General features: G+C 60.1%; 12 protein-coding genes. 4 read left to right on the forward strand and 8 right to left on the reverse strand.

Annotated features, from left to right (window positions below):
• Positions 1-239: 239 nt before the first annotated feature.
• Positions 240-929, forward strand: coding sequence for a FadR/GntR family transcriptional regulator (locus AC2CGQ_RS21060; protein WP_004933751.1), 690 nt, complete (start codon positions 240-242; stop codon positions 927-929).
• Between the two features lie 67 nt (positions 930-996).
• Entirely contained in the window at positions 997-2,412 is a 1,416-nt protein-coding gene (gene mdtD / locus AC2CGQ_RS21065) for a multidrug transporter subunit MdtD (RefSeq protein WP_015379462.1), read from the forward strand.
• Here the strand turns inward: mdtD and rbsR are convergent.
• From rbsR to kup, 7 genes are all read right to left on the reverse strand, one after another.
• Positions 2,409-3,410: a ribose operon transcriptional repressor RbsR gene (rbsR, locus tag AC2CGQ_RS21070; RefSeq protein ID WP_021504176.1), complete on the reverse strand. Its 1,002-nt coding sequence runs from the start codon at positions 3,408-3,410 to the stop codon at positions 2,409-2,411. The genes mdtD and rbsR overlap by 4 nt on opposite strands.
• Positions 3,411-3,414: 4 nt before the next feature.
• Entirely contained in the window at positions 3,415-4,341 is a 927-nt protein-coding gene (rbsK, locus tag AC2CGQ_RS21075) for a ribokinase (RefSeq protein WP_015379464.1), read from the reverse strand.
• A 61-nt stretch (positions 4,342-4,402) separates the two neighbouring features.
• Positions 4,403-5,290 (reverse strand): ribose ABC transporter substrate-binding protein RbsB, encoded by an 888-nt coding sequence (gene rbsB / locus AC2CGQ_RS21080; RefSeq protein ID WP_041922379.1) that lies wholly within the window; start codon positions 5,288-5,290, stop codon positions 4,403-4,405.
• A 24-nt stretch (positions 5,291-5,314) separates the two neighbouring features.
• Positions 5,315-6,283, reverse strand: coding sequence for a ribose ABC transporter permease (gene rbsC / locus AC2CGQ_RS21085; RefSeq protein ID WP_033652333.1), 969 nt, complete (start codon positions 6,281-6,283; stop codon positions 5,315-5,317).
• A gap of 6 nt (positions 6,284-6,289) precedes the next feature.
• Complete coding sequence (gene rbsA / locus AC2CGQ_RS21090; RefSeq protein ID WP_004933767.1) at positions 6,290-7,795, reverse strand: ribose ABC transporter ATP-binding protein RbsA; 1,506 nt, start codon at positions 7,793-7,795, stop codon at positions 6,290-6,292.
• A 7-nt stretch (positions 7,796-7,802) separates the two neighbouring features.
• A complete protein-coding gene (gene rbsD / locus AC2CGQ_RS21095) occupies positions 7,803-8,222 on the reverse strand; it encodes a D-ribose pyranase (RefSeq protein WP_015379466.1) in 420 nt (139 codons plus the stop codon).
• A gap of 170 nt (positions 8,223-8,392) precedes the next feature.
• A complete protein-coding gene (gene kup, locus AC2CGQ_RS21100) occupies positions 8,393-10,261 on the reverse strand; it encodes a low affinity potassium transporter Kup (RefSeq protein WP_484593866.1) in 1,869 nt (622 codons plus the stop codon).
• A 283-nt stretch (positions 10,262-10,544) separates the two neighbouring features.
• Here kup and ravA point away from each other — a divergent pair, with 283 nt between their 5' ends.
• The gene (gene ravA / locus AC2CGQ_RS21105; protein WP_484593867.1) at positions 10,545-12,053 is read left to right on the forward strand and encodes an ATPase RavA; all 1,509 of its coding nucleotides are present in this window, start codon (positions 10,545-10,547) and stop codon (positions 12,051-12,053) included.
• Between the two features lie 2 nt (positions 12,054-12,055).
• Positions 12,056-13,519 (forward strand): ATPase RavA stimulator ViaA, encoded by a 1,464-nt coding sequence (viaA, locus tag AC2CGQ_RS21110; protein ID WP_033631382.1) that lies wholly within the window; start codon positions 12,056-12,058, stop codon positions 13,517-13,519.
• Between the two features lie 6 nt (positions 13,520-13,525).
• Here viaA and asnA read toward each other — a convergent pair whose 3' ends face one another.
• Positions 13,526-14,518, reverse strand: coding sequence for an aspartate--ammonia ligase (asnA, locus tag AC2CGQ_RS21115; protein WP_484593868.1), 993 nt, complete (start codon positions 14,516-14,518; stop codon positions 13,526-13,528).
• Between the last annotated feature and the right edge of the window lie 96 nt (positions 14,519-14,614).

Raw genomic sequence — 14,614 nt, forward strand, 5'->3', positions numbered from 1 at the left:
GCTTTCTTCTCGTTGACCCGGCGGCTTGTCAGTCGTTGTTCCCGGTCAGTGGAGGCGCATTATAGGGAGTTCTCGGCAGGCCGCAACCCCTAATTGCAAAAAACTTTTCAAGCGCGGATTTTTTCAACAAAAGGGCGAAAAAGCGGCGAATTAATGTCACTTTTTCAGGTAAACAGCCATAAAAGCTGGCGATCACTGGAGTAAAATAGAAATAACGATGTCAGTAAGGATCCGCAGCCATGCCGTTAAATGCACAACAACAGGCCGCCCAACGCAATCTTTCTTATCTGCTTGCAGAAAAACTCGGCCAACAAATTCTGGCAGGCGATTATCAGGCCGGCAGCATCCTGCCTGGTGAAATGGAACTGGGCGAGCAATTCGGCGTCAGCCGCACCGCGGTGCGCGAAGCGGTAAAGATGTTAGCCGCCAAAGGCATGTTGTTGCCGCGCCCGCGCATTGGCACCCGCGTGATGCCGCAAAGCCAATGGAATTTCCTCGATCAAGATTTACTGACCTGGTGGATGACGCGGGAAAACTTCGATCAGGTGATGCAACACTTCCTTATCTTGCGCACCTCGCTGGAGCCGCAGGCCTGCGCGTTGGCGGCAAACCACGCCAGCCCGCAACAAACCAAGTTGCTGGCGGGGCTGATGGCGGAAATGCGCGCGCTGCATACCCAGTTTGATCGCGAGCGTTGGATCCAGGTCGATACCCAATTCCACCAGCTTATCTACGAGGCCAGCGGCAACCCGTTCCTGACCTCGTTCGCCAACCTGTTCAGTTCGGTGTACCAAAGCTACTTCCGCGCCATCACCGGCAATGAAGTGATCAAGCTGCGCCATCATCAGGCTATCGTCGATGCGATACTCGCCGGAGACAGCGCAGGCGCACTCGTCGCCTGCCAGGTGCTGCTGAAAGAGAAAGACTAGACACGCTCCCCGCTTATATATAGAAGAAAGAGACGAGGGACAGACGACCATTTAACCAGGACCGACCATGACCCAATCCGCGCGCAGTATGGCAGGACTACCGTGGATCGCCGCAATGGCGTTCTTTATGCAGGCGCTGGACGCCACTATCCTCAACACCGCGCTGCCGGCGATCGCCCAAAGCCTGGGGCGTTCGCCGCTGGCGATGCAATCGGCCGTCATCAGCTACACGCTGACGGTGGCGATGCTGATCCCGGTCAGCGGTTGGCTGGCGGACCGCTTCGGCACCCGCCGCGTGTTCATCTTCGCCGTCACGTTATTCACCCTCGGTTCGCTGTTGTGCGCCCTCTCCCCCACGTTGAGCGTGCTGGTTGCCTCTCGCGTGCTGCAGGGCATCGGCGGCGCGATGATGATGCCGGTCGCGCGGTTGGCGCTGCTGCGCGCCTACCCGCGCAGCGAACTGCTGCCGGTGCTGAACTTCGTCACCATGCCCGGCCTGGTCGGGCCAATTCTCGGGCCGCTGCTGGGCGGCTGGCTGGTAACCTACGCCACCTGGCACTGGATTTTCCTGATCAATATCCCTATCGGTCTGCTCGGCATCTTCTATGCACGCAAATACATGCCGGACTTCACCACGCCCAAACGCCGCTTCGATTTCCTTGGTTTTATGCTGTTCGGCCTGAGTCTGGTGCTGATCTCTACCGGGCTGGAACTGTTTGGCGAGCGGGTGCTGGCGAGCTACGTTTCGCTGGGCATTCTGCTCAGCGGCTTCGTGATGCTGTTCGGCTACATCGCGCACGCACGCCGCCACCCTCAGCCGCTGATCGGTCTCGACCTGTTCAAAACCCGCACCTTCTCGGTCGGCATCGCCGGCAACGTCGCCTCTAGGTTGGGCACCGGCTGCGTGCCGTTTTTAATGCCGCTCATGCTGCAGGTGGGATTCGGTTACACGGCAATCGTCGCCGGTTGCATGATGGCGCCAACCGCCATCGGCTCACTGATGGCGAAATCCACCGTCACTCAGGTGCTGCGCTGGTTCGGTTATCGTAAAACGCTGGTCGGCATCACCGTTATCATCGGGGTGCTGATCGCCCAGTTTGCCCTGCAAAGCCCGGGCATGCCGCTGTGGCTGATGATCCTGCCGCTGTTCGTGCTGGGCATGGCGATGTCCACCCAGTTCACCGCCATGAACACCATCAGCCTGGCGGATTTGAACGACGCCAACGCCAGCGCCGGCAACAGCGTCCTGGCGGTCACCCAACAACTGTCCATCAGCTTCGGCGTGGCGATCAGCGCGGCGGTGCTGCGTTTTTACGAATCCCTGTCGTTAGGCACCATGATCGACCACTTCCACTACACCTTTATCACCATGGGGATCGTCACCGTGGCGTCGGCGCTGGTGTTTATGTTGCTGAGAAGGAAAGATGGCCGCAATTTGATCAGCGGCCAGGAAAGCAAGAAAGAAGCGAAGGCGGCCAGTTAACGGCGGCCCACCGAAGCGCGTTCCACCAGCTCGGGCGTCAGCACCAGCACCTGGGGCGCGCGCTCCGGGTTTTGCAGGCGGTTGATCAGCGCATCGATCGCCAGCTCGCCCAACGAATCCTTCGGTTGATGAATGGTGCTCAGCGGCGGCGCCAGATAACGCGCCAGCTCAATATCATCGTACCCCATCACCGCCATATCCTGCGGCACGGAAAGCCCGGCCTGATACAGCGCCTGATAAACGCCTACCGCCACCGCGTCGTTGCCGGCGAACACCGCATGCGGCGGTTCGTCCAGCGCTAACAGTTGGCGCATGGCGTTCACGCCGCCCTCAAACTCAAAGTCGCAATGCACTTCATACCCTGTCGGAACCGGTAATCCGGCGCGCCGCATCGCGTTGCGATAGCCTTCCAGCCGGTGACGGGCGGTGGTTTTATCCTGCGGGCCGGCGATGCAGGCGATCTTGCGGTAGCCGCGGGCGATCAGATGATCGGTCGCCATCTCGCCGCCCAGCAGCGAGTTATCCTGAATAATATCGTTCGCGCCCTCGAACGGCGCCCAGTCCATCATCACGATCGGCAATGACGGGTAACGGCTCAGGGCATCTTGCGATGGCCGGTGGTTTTCGGTGCACATCAACAGCAAACCGTCGACGCGCTTTTGCAGCAGCGTCTCCATGCTGCGGTTCATGCGCGCGGCGTCTTCTTCGGTATTGCACAGGATCAGACTGTAGCCACGTTCATAGCAGCTGCGCTCCACGCCGCGCACCACTTCAGCATAAAACGGGTTGTTGCTGGCGGTCACCAGCATGCCGATGGTGCGGGTCTGATTAAGCTTCAGGCTGCGCGCCAGCGCAGAAGGCGCATAGTTCAACTGTTCCACGGCCGCCATGACCTTGTCGCGCACGCTGTCGCTGACAAAGCGATTGTTGTTGACCACATGCGAAACGGTAGAGGTTGAAACGCCCGCCAGGCGGGCGACATCTTTCATGGTGGCCAAAGGATCACCCCTGTTGCTGCAAGAAGGCGTCAATCTCTTCGCGCCACGGCACCGAAGGCTGCGCGCCGGGGCGGGTTACGGCGATCGCCGCCGCCGCATGGGCGAAACGCACCGCGTCGGCCATGCTGTTGCCTTCCAACAGGGCGGTCACCAGCGCACCGTTAAAGGTATCGCCGGCGGCGATGGTATCCACCGCTTGCACTTTGAAGCCGGGCACCCGTTTGCCGTTGCCGTTTTCGCTCAGCCACACGCCACGGCTGCCGAGGGTGATGATCACCGTCGCGATGCCTTTGTCGTGCAGCGCCTGCGCCGCGCGCGCCGCATCGGCGTCGTTGTCCACAGCGATGCCGGTCAGGCGCTGCGCTTCGGTTTCATTCGGGGTGATCATATCAATCATCCCCAGCAGCTCGTCCGGCAGCTCGCGCGCCGGGGCCGGGTTGAGGATCACTTGCGTTTGATGTTGCTTCGCCAGGCGGGCGGCGGCGATCACCGTCTCCAACGGCGACTCCAGCTGCATCAGCAGGGCATCGGCGTCGATGACTTTTTGCCGGTAGCGCGCCAGGTAATCCGGCGTTACCGCGGCGTTGGCGCCGGCATTGATGCCGATCACGTTCTCGCCTTCGGCGTTGACGAAGATCAGCGCCACGCCGGTGGTGCTGTCGGCGATGGCTTCAATCGGTTGGGTATCAATGCGATCGCTCGCCAGCTGCCGGCGGACACGCTCGCCGATATCGTCGGCGCCCACGCAGGCGATAAAGGCGATCTCCGCCCCACTGCGCCCGGCCGCCACCGCCTGATTCGCGCCCTTGCCGCCAAACGCCACCTTATACTGCTTCCCGATCACCGTTTCGCCCGGGTGGGGGAATTGTTCAATATTGAGGATATGGTCGGCATTGATGCTGCCCAGAACCACCAGCTTACCTGTTTCCATCGCATTGATTCCTGAATTGCGCGCCATCGTAAACGCCCCGTCCCGATGGCGCTGGTATGACTTACTGAGTGACCAGTTTCAAATCGACCGGAATGGTCGCCGGCACTTTTTCGCCTTTCAGCACTTTATCGGCGGTTTCCACGCCTATCACGCCGATCTGATCGGGACGCTGCGCCACGGTCGCCGCCAGCTTGCCGCCTTCAACCGCTTTCACGCCGTCGGCGGTGCCGTCGAAGCCTACCACGATCACGTCGGTTTTACCGGCGGTTTGCAGCGCACGCAGCGCGCCCAGCGCCATTTCATCGTTCTGGGCAAATACCGCCTGCACATCCGGATGCGCAGTCAGCAGGTTCTGCATCACGTTCAGGCCCTTGGTGCGGTCGAAATCGGCCGGCTGGCTGGCCAGCAGCTTGAATTTATTCTGATCCAGCGACTGTTTGAAGCCTTCGCCGCGTTCACGCGCGGCGGAGGTGCCGGCAATGCCTTCCAGCTGAATCACCTTGGCGTCGGCGCCCGCTTTCTTGGCGATGAAGTCGCCGGCCATTTTGCCGCCCACGCGGTTATCCGAAGCGATATGGCTCACCACTTCACCCTTGCTCGCCACGCGGTCCAGCGTGATGACCGGGATCTTAGCCTGGTTGGCCATCTTGATGGCGTTGCCGACCGCATCGGAGTCGGTCGGGTTGATCAGCAGCAGCTTAGGCGCCCGCACCATCAGATCCTGCACGTTGGCCAGCTCTTTCGCCGGGTTGTTCTGGGAGTCCAGCACCACCAGGTTGTAGCCCAGCTTATTGGCCTCTTGCTGCGCTCCGTCCTTCATCGAGACGAAGAACGGGTTGTTGAGGGTGGACACCACCAGCGCGATGGTCTCTTTGGCCATGGCATTGGCGCTCAGGGTGGCGCTCAGCGCGATGGCGGAGGCTAAGGTTGCCAGTTTTTTCATTTTCATCATCGTGATTCCTGTAGGGGGAGGTTACTTGTTGCTTTTGTTATCTACCAGAACCGCCAGCAGTATCACCACTGCCTTCACGATCATTTGGTAGTAGGAAGAAACACCCAGTAAATTCAGGCCATTGTTCAGGAAGCCGAGGATCAGCGCCCCGATCAGCGTGCCGACGATGCGCCCCTTGCCGCCAGCCAGGCTGGTGCCGCCCAGCACCACGGCGGCGATGGCGTCCAGCTCATAGCCGGTACCGGCGGTCGGCTGTGCCGACGACAGGCGCGCTACTTCGATCACCCCCGCCAGCGCCGCCAGCAGGCCGCACAGCGAGTAGACGATAATCTTCACTTTATCGACGCTGATGCCGGACAGACGGGTCGCCGCCTCGTTGCCGCCCAAGGCATAAATATAGCGGCCCAGGCGCGTATGGTGCAGCATATACCAGGCGGCGATGAACACGATCGCCATGATCCAGATCGGCGTAGGCACACCCAGCGGACGGCCGATGCCGAACCAACCGAAGGTGTCGGCCACGTCGGTGAAACCGGTATTGATCGGGCTGCCGTTGGTGTACACCATGGTGACGCCGCGCAGCAGCAGCATCATCACCAGCGTGGCGATAAAGGCCTGCACTTTGCCTTTGGCGACGATCACCCCGGTGCAGGCGCCAATCGCGGCGCCCAGCGCCAAGGCCGCCGCCACCGCCACCAGCGCGTTGACTTCAAAGCCGACGATCGACGCCGCCACCGCGCCGGTCAGGGCCAGCAGCGATCCCACCGACAGATCGATGCCGGAAGTGAGGATCACCAGCGTCATCCCCACCGCCATGATGGCGTTGACCGAGGTCTGCTGCAGAATATTGAACAGGTTGTTCAGGGTGAAGAAGTTCGGGCTCATGGAAGAGACCACAGCGATCAGCACCAGCAGCGCAATCAACGACTTCTGCTCTAACAGCCACTCTTTACTGAACCAGCGCTTAGCTGCGATAGTCTGGGAACTCATATCTGATTACTCCTGCTTTACGCCGTATTGCTTGCCGACGGCTGCCGCCATCAACGCTTCCTGGGTGGCCTGTTCAATCGGGAACTCGCCGCTGAGATGCCCTTCGTGCATCACCAGAATGCGATCGCTCATGCCCATCACCTCCGGCATTTCCGAAGACACCAGAATGATGCTCAGCCCTTCCTGTTTGAACTGGTTGATTAACTGATAAATCTCTTTTTTGGCGCCGACATCGACGCCGCGCGTCGGCTCATCGAGGATCAGCACCTTCGGCCGGGTCATCAGGCCGCGGGCGATCGCCACTTTTTGCTGATTGCCGCCGGAAAGCAGACCTATAGGCTGCTCCATCGACGGCGTTTTAATATTGAACAGCCGGATGAAATCCCCCACCGCCTGCCGCTCGTCGGCCTGTTTCAGGCTGCCGTCGGCGCGGCTAAAGTAGCGCAGCGCGGTCAGCGACATGTTTTCCTTCACCGACATGCCCAACACCAGGCCGTCGCGCTTGCGGTCTTCCGAGATATAGACGATGCCGTTCGCCAACCCATCCTGCGGCGAATGGGCGACCACCTCGCGGCCGTCCAGGCTGACGGTGCCGGCCTTGCGCGGCGCGGCGCCGTACAGGATCTTCATCAATTCGGTGCGCCCGGCGCCCATCAGCCCGGCCACGCCGAGGATCTCGCCGCGGTACAGCGTAAAGCTGACGTCTTCAACGCCGGGGCCGGAAAGATGACTGACTTCCAGCCGCTTTTCACCACGCGGCAAATCCAGGCGCGGATATTGTTCTTCCAGCTTGCGGCCGACCATCATCTCAATCAGCGAATCTTCCTGCAGCTCGCTCACCGGCCGCTCGGCGATAAACTGCCCGTCGCGGAACACGGTCACGTCGTCGCAGATTTCAAAGATCTCTTTCAGACGGTGCGAGATATAGACGATGCCGCGCCCTTCGGCCTTCAGCTCATTGATCACCTTGAACAGCGAGGCGGTTTCGGTGTCGGTCAGCGCATCGGTCGGTTCGTCCATGATGATCACTTTCGATTCGAAGCTCAGCACCTTGGCAATCTCCACCATCTGCTGATCGCCGATCGACAGCTCGCCCACCAGCCGGTGGCTGCTGTAGCGCAGATTGAGGCGCGCCAGCAAGCGATCGGCCTCGGCGTACATGCGCTTCCAGTCAATGCGGCCGAAACGGTTGACGAACTCGCGGCCGAGGAAGATGTTTTCCGCAATCGTCAGCTGCGGGATCAGGTTCAGCTCCTGATGAATAATGCCGATGCCCGCTTCCTGCGAATCCTTTGGCCCGTTGAACGCCACCTCTTTACCGAGAAAATACTGGCTGCCGGCGTCTTTCTGGTAGATGCCGGTCAGCACTTTCATCATGGTGGACTTCCCGGCGCCGTTTTCCCCCACCAGCGCCATCACCTTGCCGGGATAAACGCTGAGGGCAGCGCCGGAAAGCGCCTTCACGCCGGGAAAGGCTTTATCAATCCCTTTCAGTTGCAGTAAAGGTTGCATAAACGCCTCAGAAAGTTACGCCGGCGCACAGGATCACGTTCGCGTAAGGCGAACACTCCCCGCTGCGGATCACCGCCCGGCTGTGCTCGGTTTGCGCTTTAAACGCCTGATGGCTGATATAGCGCACGCTGATGGTATTGCCCTGGCGTTGGCCCAGTGCGGTCAGTTCAGCCAACAGAGCCTCGTGGAGCGACGGATTCTGTTTCACGATCTCTTCCGCCAGGATGGCGCTTTCTACCTGCATCTCTTGCGTGACCGCCGCGAACACCTGCATGAAGGTCGGCACGCCCTGCGTCAACGCCAGATCGATGCGCTGCGTCGCCGCCGGTATCGGCAGGCCCGCATCGCACAGGGTGAGCTGGTCGGTATGCCCCAGCCGGGCAATCACGGCAGACACGTCAGAATTCAGTAATACGCCTTTTTTCATCTTCTCACTCCGCTAGCGAAACGTTTCGCTCTTTGGGGGAGTTTAAAAAAACGTCAGGGGAAGGCAACCCGGACAATGCAGAAGTGTGATCGTTATCGAAACGTTTCGTTCGCGCACGGAGAAAGCGCAAACAAAAGGGGCTCAGCCATGCTGAGCCCCTGTCAGGCAGATTAGATCTCGACCTGCGTACCGAGTTCGATGACCCGGTTCGGCGGGATTTCGAACTGATCCGGCGCGCGCAGGGCATTGCGGCTCAGGGCGACGAACAGTTTGCCGCGCAGGTAGAGGTACCACGGCCGCTTGGTGAGGATCAGCGATTCATGGGACATGAAGAACGACGTCTCCGACATGCGGCACGGCAACCCTTCCAGCCCGCAGCGGTGGAACACCTCCTCGACGTTCGGTGTTTCGCGCCAGCCGTAGCTGGCCACCACCCGCCAGAAGGTCGGCGACAGCTGCTCGATGGTCACCCGGCGCACGTTGTGCACGTAAGGCGCATCCTCGGTGCGCAGCGTCAGCAGCACCACGCGCTCGTGCAGCACCTTGTTGTGTTTCAGGTTATGCAACAGCGCAAAAGGAATGACGTTGGTGGCGCGCGACAAGAAGACCGCGGTGCCCGGCACCCGTACCGGCGGCGATTTCTCCAGCGAGGCAATCATCGCCTCCAGCGAGTTGCCGTGCTCATGCAGACGACGCAACAGGCGGAAACGCTCGCTCTTCCAGGTAGTCATAATGATGAACATCACCAGCGCCAGGGTCAGCGGTAACCAGCCGCCGGAGAACAGCTTCAGGGCGTTGGCAGAGAACATCGGCACGTCGATGATCAGCAAGATGGTTACGATGCCGATCGCCAGGAAGCGGTTCCAGTGCCAGTTATTAATCGCCACCGAAGTGACCAGAATGCTGGTCAGCACCATGGTGCCGGTGACGGCGATGCCGTACGCCGCCGCCAGGTTGCTGGAGTGCTCGAAGCCGATGATCACCAGCACCACCGAGATGTACAGCGTCCAGTTGATCACCGGAATGTAGATCTGGCCGGATTCCATTTCCGAGGTGTGAATGATGCGCATCGGCGACAGATAGCCCAGGCGCACCGCCTGGCGAGTCAGCGAGAAGACGCCGGAAATCACCGCCTGCGAAGCGATCACCGTCGCCAGGGTCGCCAGAATCAGCAGCGGGATCAGCGCCCAATCGGGCGCCAGCAGGAAGAACGGGTTTTTGATCGCCTCCGGATTTTTCAGCAGCAGCGCCCCTTGGCCGAAGTAGTTGAGCACCAGCGAAGGCAGCACCACGGTGAACCAGGCCAGGCGGATCGGGAACTTGCCGAAGTGCCCCATATCGGCATACAGCGCCTCGACGCCGGTGATCGACAACACCACTGCCCCCAGTGCGAAGAACGACACCTTCTTATATTCAATGAAGAAGTTGAGCGCCCATTTGGGATTCAGCGCCTGCAGCACTTCCGGGTTTGAAATGATGCTGCGCGTGCCCAGCACCGCCAACACGATGAACCACAGCAGCATTACCGGGGCGAACAGCTTGCCGACGCTGCCGGTGCCGTGCTTTTGGATAACGAACAGCAGCGTCAACACCAGAATGGAGAGCGGCACGATATAGGCGTCAAGCGCAGGCGCGGCGATTTCCAACCCCTCTATCGCCGACATCACCGAGATAGCCGGGGTGATCACCACCTCGCCATAGAAGAAGCTGCCACCGATCAGGCCCAGTATCACCAGCACCGCAGTAGTACGCGCCGAGGTATTGCGCCCGGCCAGCGACATCAGCGTCAGAATACCGCCCTCGCCGGCGTTGTCCGCGCGCATCACGTAGGTGAGATATTTGAGGGAAACGATCACGATCAGCATCCAGAAAATCAGCGACAGGAAGCCGAAAACCACGTCTGGACGAACATCGAAGCCGTAATGGCCGGAGAAACACTCTCTCAGCGTATAGAGAGGGCTGGTGCCGATATCACCGTAGACCACGCCGATGGCAGCCAGGGTTACCGCCGATAAGGACTGCTTATGCTCTGCGCTCATAATTCGTTTCTTTATCAGAACATCCGTTAGCGATGCATCCGCATCAGGCAAAATACGGGCTCAAAGATCCGTCACGCCCACCAGAAAGCCGCACAGTATGCACCATTTATACCGCTTGCCTACCCTTATATCAGAGCCGAAAAATAAACAAAATGTGAACCGAATATCCGGCTTAACGTAGAAAAATATTACTAATCAACGGGCTATACCACTAAAAATAATGGTGGTTTATCATCGGATTATCGACCAAGATTGGCTAACTCTCGGACAATGCGACAATTATATGACGCCATCATCCCTTCTGGCAGAACGAATTTCCCGCCTCAGCAGCTCGCTGGAGAGCGGTCTTTATGAGCGGCAAGAGGCAATCCGTCTGTGCCTGCTGGCGGCGCTGAGCGGCGAAAGCGTATTCCTGCTCGGCCCGCCCGGCATCGCCAAGAGCCTGATCGCGCGCCGGCTGAAGTTTGCCTTCCGCAACGCCCGCTCCTTTGAATACCTGATGACGCGTTTTTCCACGCCGGAAGAGGTCTTCGGCCCGCTCTCTATCCAGGCGCTGAAAGATGAGGGGCGCTATCAGCGTCTGACCGCCGGCTATCTGCCGGAAGCGGAGATCGTGTTTCTGGACGAGATCTGGAAGGCTGGCCCGGCGATCCTCAACACCCTGCTGACGGCGATCAACGAACGCCGCTTTCGCAACGGCAACAGCGAAGAACCGATCCCGCTGCGCCTGCTGGTCACCGCCTCCAACGAACTGCCCGAATCGGACAACAGCCTCGAAGCCTTATATGACCGCATGCTGATCCGCCTGTGGCTGGACAAGGTGCAGGATAAACAGAATTTCCGCTCGCTGCTGGTCAACCGCCAGAGCGAAAGCCAAAACCCGGTGCCGGCGGCGCTGAGCATCAGCGACGAAGAGTTTCTGCAGTGGCAGCCGCAGATCGATAAGGTGGCGCTGCCGGAAGCCTGCTTTGAGCTGATTTTCCAACTGCGCCAGCGGCTGGACGCGCTGGAACAGGCGCCGTACGTCTCCGATCGACGCTGGAAAAAAGCCCTGCGCCTGCTGCAGGCCTGCGCCTTCTTCAGCGGGCGCGACGCCATCGCCCCGCTCGATCTGATGCTGTTGAAGGACTGCCTGTGGCACGATCTCACCTCGCTGAAGCTGCTGCAACAGCAGATAGATCAGCTGCTGACCGAGTCGGCCTATCAGCAGCAGTCGATGCTGATCCAGTTGCAACAGATCCACACTCGCTGGCTGCAGGACCAGCAGCAACAAAGCGACCGGCAGGCCATCAGCCTGGTGAAAAAAGGCGGCATGTTCAGCCGCAAACCGCAATACGCGCCGGCCACGCCGTTCGCCGGCGGCACCCTCACTCTGCTGTTGCAAAAGCCGCTGCAGTTGCATGACATTCAGGTCAACCATCTGAGCATCGAAAGCAGCGCGCTGGACAACTGGCTGCAAAAAGGCGGCGACGTGCGCGCCAAGCTGAACGGCATCGGCTTTGCGCAGCCGATCGACCTGGAAGTGGATGACCAACTGCACCTCACGGTGTTGGACGTCAGCCGCCAGCCGTCGTTGCTGGCGCTGCCGGGCAAACAGGCCACCGCCACGCCGCAGGCGCTGCTGGATGAAATGGACGCATTGGCCCAGCGCCTGGCGGAGCAACGCCGCGCCTTCAGCCAACATCAGCCTTGTCTGTTCACCCCCGCCGCCGGCCTGGCCAAGATCGAAGCCAGTCTGCTGCAGGTCGCGGAACAGGTTAAACAGCAACTGCAGCAAATGCGCGGCCAGTAACCATGCTCAGTCTGGAGACGCTCGATCTGCTGCTGGCGATCACCGAAGGCGAGATGATCGAAGAGATGATCGTCGGCATGCTGGCGGCGCCGCAGCTGTCGGTATTCTTTAAAAAGTTTCCGGCCCTTCGCCGAGCGCTGGATCGCGATCTGCCGCGCTGGAAGCTGCAGCTTAAGGAACGCCTGCAGGAGGCGATGGTGCCGCCGGCGCTGGCGCAGGAATTCTATCGCTACCAGCAGTGCCAGCTGGAGAACAACACCCAGTTCTATCACAACCTCAACGACACCATGGAGCTGCTGCGCCAGCTGGCCTCACCGTTTTATGAACAGGCGCGCGCGCTGGTGGACGCCGCCGATCTGCCCAATCATCCGCTGGACGACAGCTTTCAAACGCTGTTTCTGCAGCGCTGGCGCATCAGCCTGACGCTGCAGGCCACCATGCTGCACCACCAACTGCTGGAACAAGAGCGCGAGCAGCTGATGGCGGAACTGCAGGAGCGGTTGGCGCTGAGCGGCGCGCTGGAACCTCTGCTGTCGGAAAACGACACCGCCGCCGGCAGGCTGTGGGACATGAGCAAAGGCCAGCTGCAGCGTGGCGATTATCAGCGGCTGGTGGAGTACGGCAACTTTTTGCAGCAGCAGCCGGAGCTGAAAAAACTGGCGCAACAGCTAGGCCGCAGCTATCAGGCCAAGGCGGTGCAGCAACAGGACGCGCAGCCGGAGCCGTTCAGGGTCATGGTGCAGGTGCCGGCCACGCTGCCGGAAGAAGTGAGCGGCATTCATCAAAGCGACGACATTCTGCGCCTGCTGCCGCCGGAGCTGGCGACGCTGGGGATTGAAGAGCTGGAATTCGAGTTTTATCGCCGCCTGTTGGAAAAGCGGCTGCTGAGCTACCGTCTGCAGGGCGACGTCTGGCAGGAACAGATCCTGATCCGCCAGGTCACTCACCAGCAGCAGGATCAACAGCCGCGCGGGCCGTTTATCGTCTGCGTGGACACCTCCGGATCGATGGGCGGTTTCAACGAACAGTGCGCCAAGGCGTTCTGTCTGGCGCTGCTGCGCATTGCGCTGGCGGACAACCGCCGCTGCTATATCATGCTGTTCGCCAACCAGATCGTGCATTACGAACTCACCGCCGCCAGCGGCATCGAGCAGGCAGTGCGCTTTCTCGGCCAGCAGTTTCGTGGCGGCACCGATCTGGCGGCCTGCCTGAACGCCACCGTCACCAAAATGGCGGAGAGCGGCTGGTTCGACGCCGATGCGGTGATCATTTCCGATTTTATTGCCCAGCGGTTGCCGGAGGAGGTAATAAAGAAGGTGAAACAGCAGCAACAAAGCCACCAGCAACGTTTCCACGCGGTGGCGATGTCCGCCTACGGCAAACCCGGCATCATGCGCATCTTCGATCATATCTGGCGCTTTGATACCGGGCTGAAAAGCCGTTTGATGCGCCGCTGGCGGCGCTAGGCGAGATTAGAGCAGGCCTTCGACCGCGCCGCGCACTTCCGGCGACCACACGCCGCATTGCACCTGGCCGATATGCGACAGTTGCAGCAACAACATCACCAGACGCGACTGACCGATGCCGCCGCCGATGGTCTGCGGCATATCGCCGCGCAGCAACGACTGGTGCCATTCCAACGCCATGCGCTCTTCATCGCCGGTCAGCGCCAGCTGATGTTTCAGCGCGGCGGCGTCAACGCGGATCCCCATGGAGGACAGCTCGAAAGCGTCCTGCAGCACCGGGTTCCACACCACGATATCACCGTTCAGGCCCGCCAGGCCATCCGCCGTCGGCGTGGTCCAGTCATCATAGTCCGGCGCCCGCACATCGTGCGATTTACCGTGTGACAGCTTGCCGCCGATGCCAATCAGGAACACTGCGCCCAATTCTTTGGCGATCGCCCGCTCACGCCCCTTGGCGTCCAGATCAGGGTAGCGCTGCAGCAGGGTTTCGCTGTGCACAAAGTGGATCTGTTCCGGCAGGAACGGGGTCAGGCCATGCTCGCGGCTGACTTCCGCCTCCGTCGCCTTGATCGCAGCGTAAATGCTGCGCACGGTGTTTTTCAGGTAGTCCAGGCTACGCTCACCGTCGCCCATCACCCGTTCCCAGTCCCACTGATCGACGTACACCGAGTGGATAGGCGTCAGGCGGTCTTCATCCGGGCGCAGCGCCTTCATATGGGTATACAGGCCTTCGCCGGCACCGAAATCGTAGCTGCCCAGGGTTTTGCGTTTCCATTTCGCCAGCGAATGCACCACTTCGAAGGTGGCGTCCGGCAAGGTTTTGACTTTGACCTGCACCGCTTTCTCGCTGCCGGAAAGGTTATCCTGCGTGCCGTCGCCCAGGCGGCTAAGGATCGGGGCTTGCACTTCGATCAGACCGAGCTGTTGCTCCAGCTGGCGGGAGAAGAAGGCTTTGACCTGGCTGATTTGTTGTTGTTTTTGGATAAACTGTTTTTTCATTGCCGTATCTCTTGTAAACCTGTCTCTGTTGCCATCGATTAAGCAACAAAATGACACGACAATTCAATATCCATTAATCAATATTGCCTTTTCACT

Source organism: Serratia sp. DFXYC6 (genome assembly GCF_057196085.1).

Bases quoted from the DNA above. Each gene is read 5' to 3' on its own strand.
- AC2CGQ_RS21060 (WP_004933751.1), top strand. From the start codon at position 240: ATGCCGTTAAATGCACAACAACAGGCCGCCCAACGCAATCTTTCTTAT.
- mdtD (WP_015379462.1), top strand. From the start codon at position 997: ATGACCCAATCCGCGCGCAGTATGGCAGGACTACCGTGGATCGCCGCA.
- rbsK (WP_015379464.1), bottom strand. From the start codon at position 4,341: ATGGAAACAGGTAAGCTGGTGGTTCTGGGCAGCATCAATGCCGACCAT.
- rbsB (WP_041922379.1), bottom strand. From the start codon at position 5,290: ATGAAAATGAAAAAACTGGCAACCTTAGCCTCCGCCATCGCGCTGAGC.
- rbsC (WP_033652333.1), bottom strand. From the start codon at position 6,283: ATGAGTTCCCAGACTATCGCAGCTAAGCGCTGGTTCAGTAAAGAGTGG.
- rbsA (WP_004933767.1), bottom strand. From the start codon at position 7,795: ATGCAACCTTTACTGCAACTGAAAGGGATTGATAAAGCCTTTCCCGGC.
- rbsD (WP_015379466.1), bottom strand. From the start codon at position 8,222: ATGAAAAAAGGCGTATTACTGAATTCTGACGTGTCTGCCGTGATTGCC.
- kup (WP_484593866.1), bottom strand. From the start codon at position 10,261: ATGAGCGCAGAGCATAAGCAGTCCTTATCGGCGGTAACCCTGGCTGCC.
- ravA (WP_484593867.1), top strand. From the start codon at position 10,545: ATGACGCCATCATCCCTTCTGGCAGAACGAATTTCCCGCCTCAGCAGC.
- viaA (WP_033631382.1), top strand. From the start codon at position 12,056: ATGCTCAGTCTGGAGACGCTCGATCTGCTGCTGGCGATCACCGAAGGC.
- asnA (WP_484593868.1), bottom strand. From the start codon at position 14,518: ATGAAAAAACAGTTTATCCAAAAACAACAACAAATCAGCCAGGTCAAA.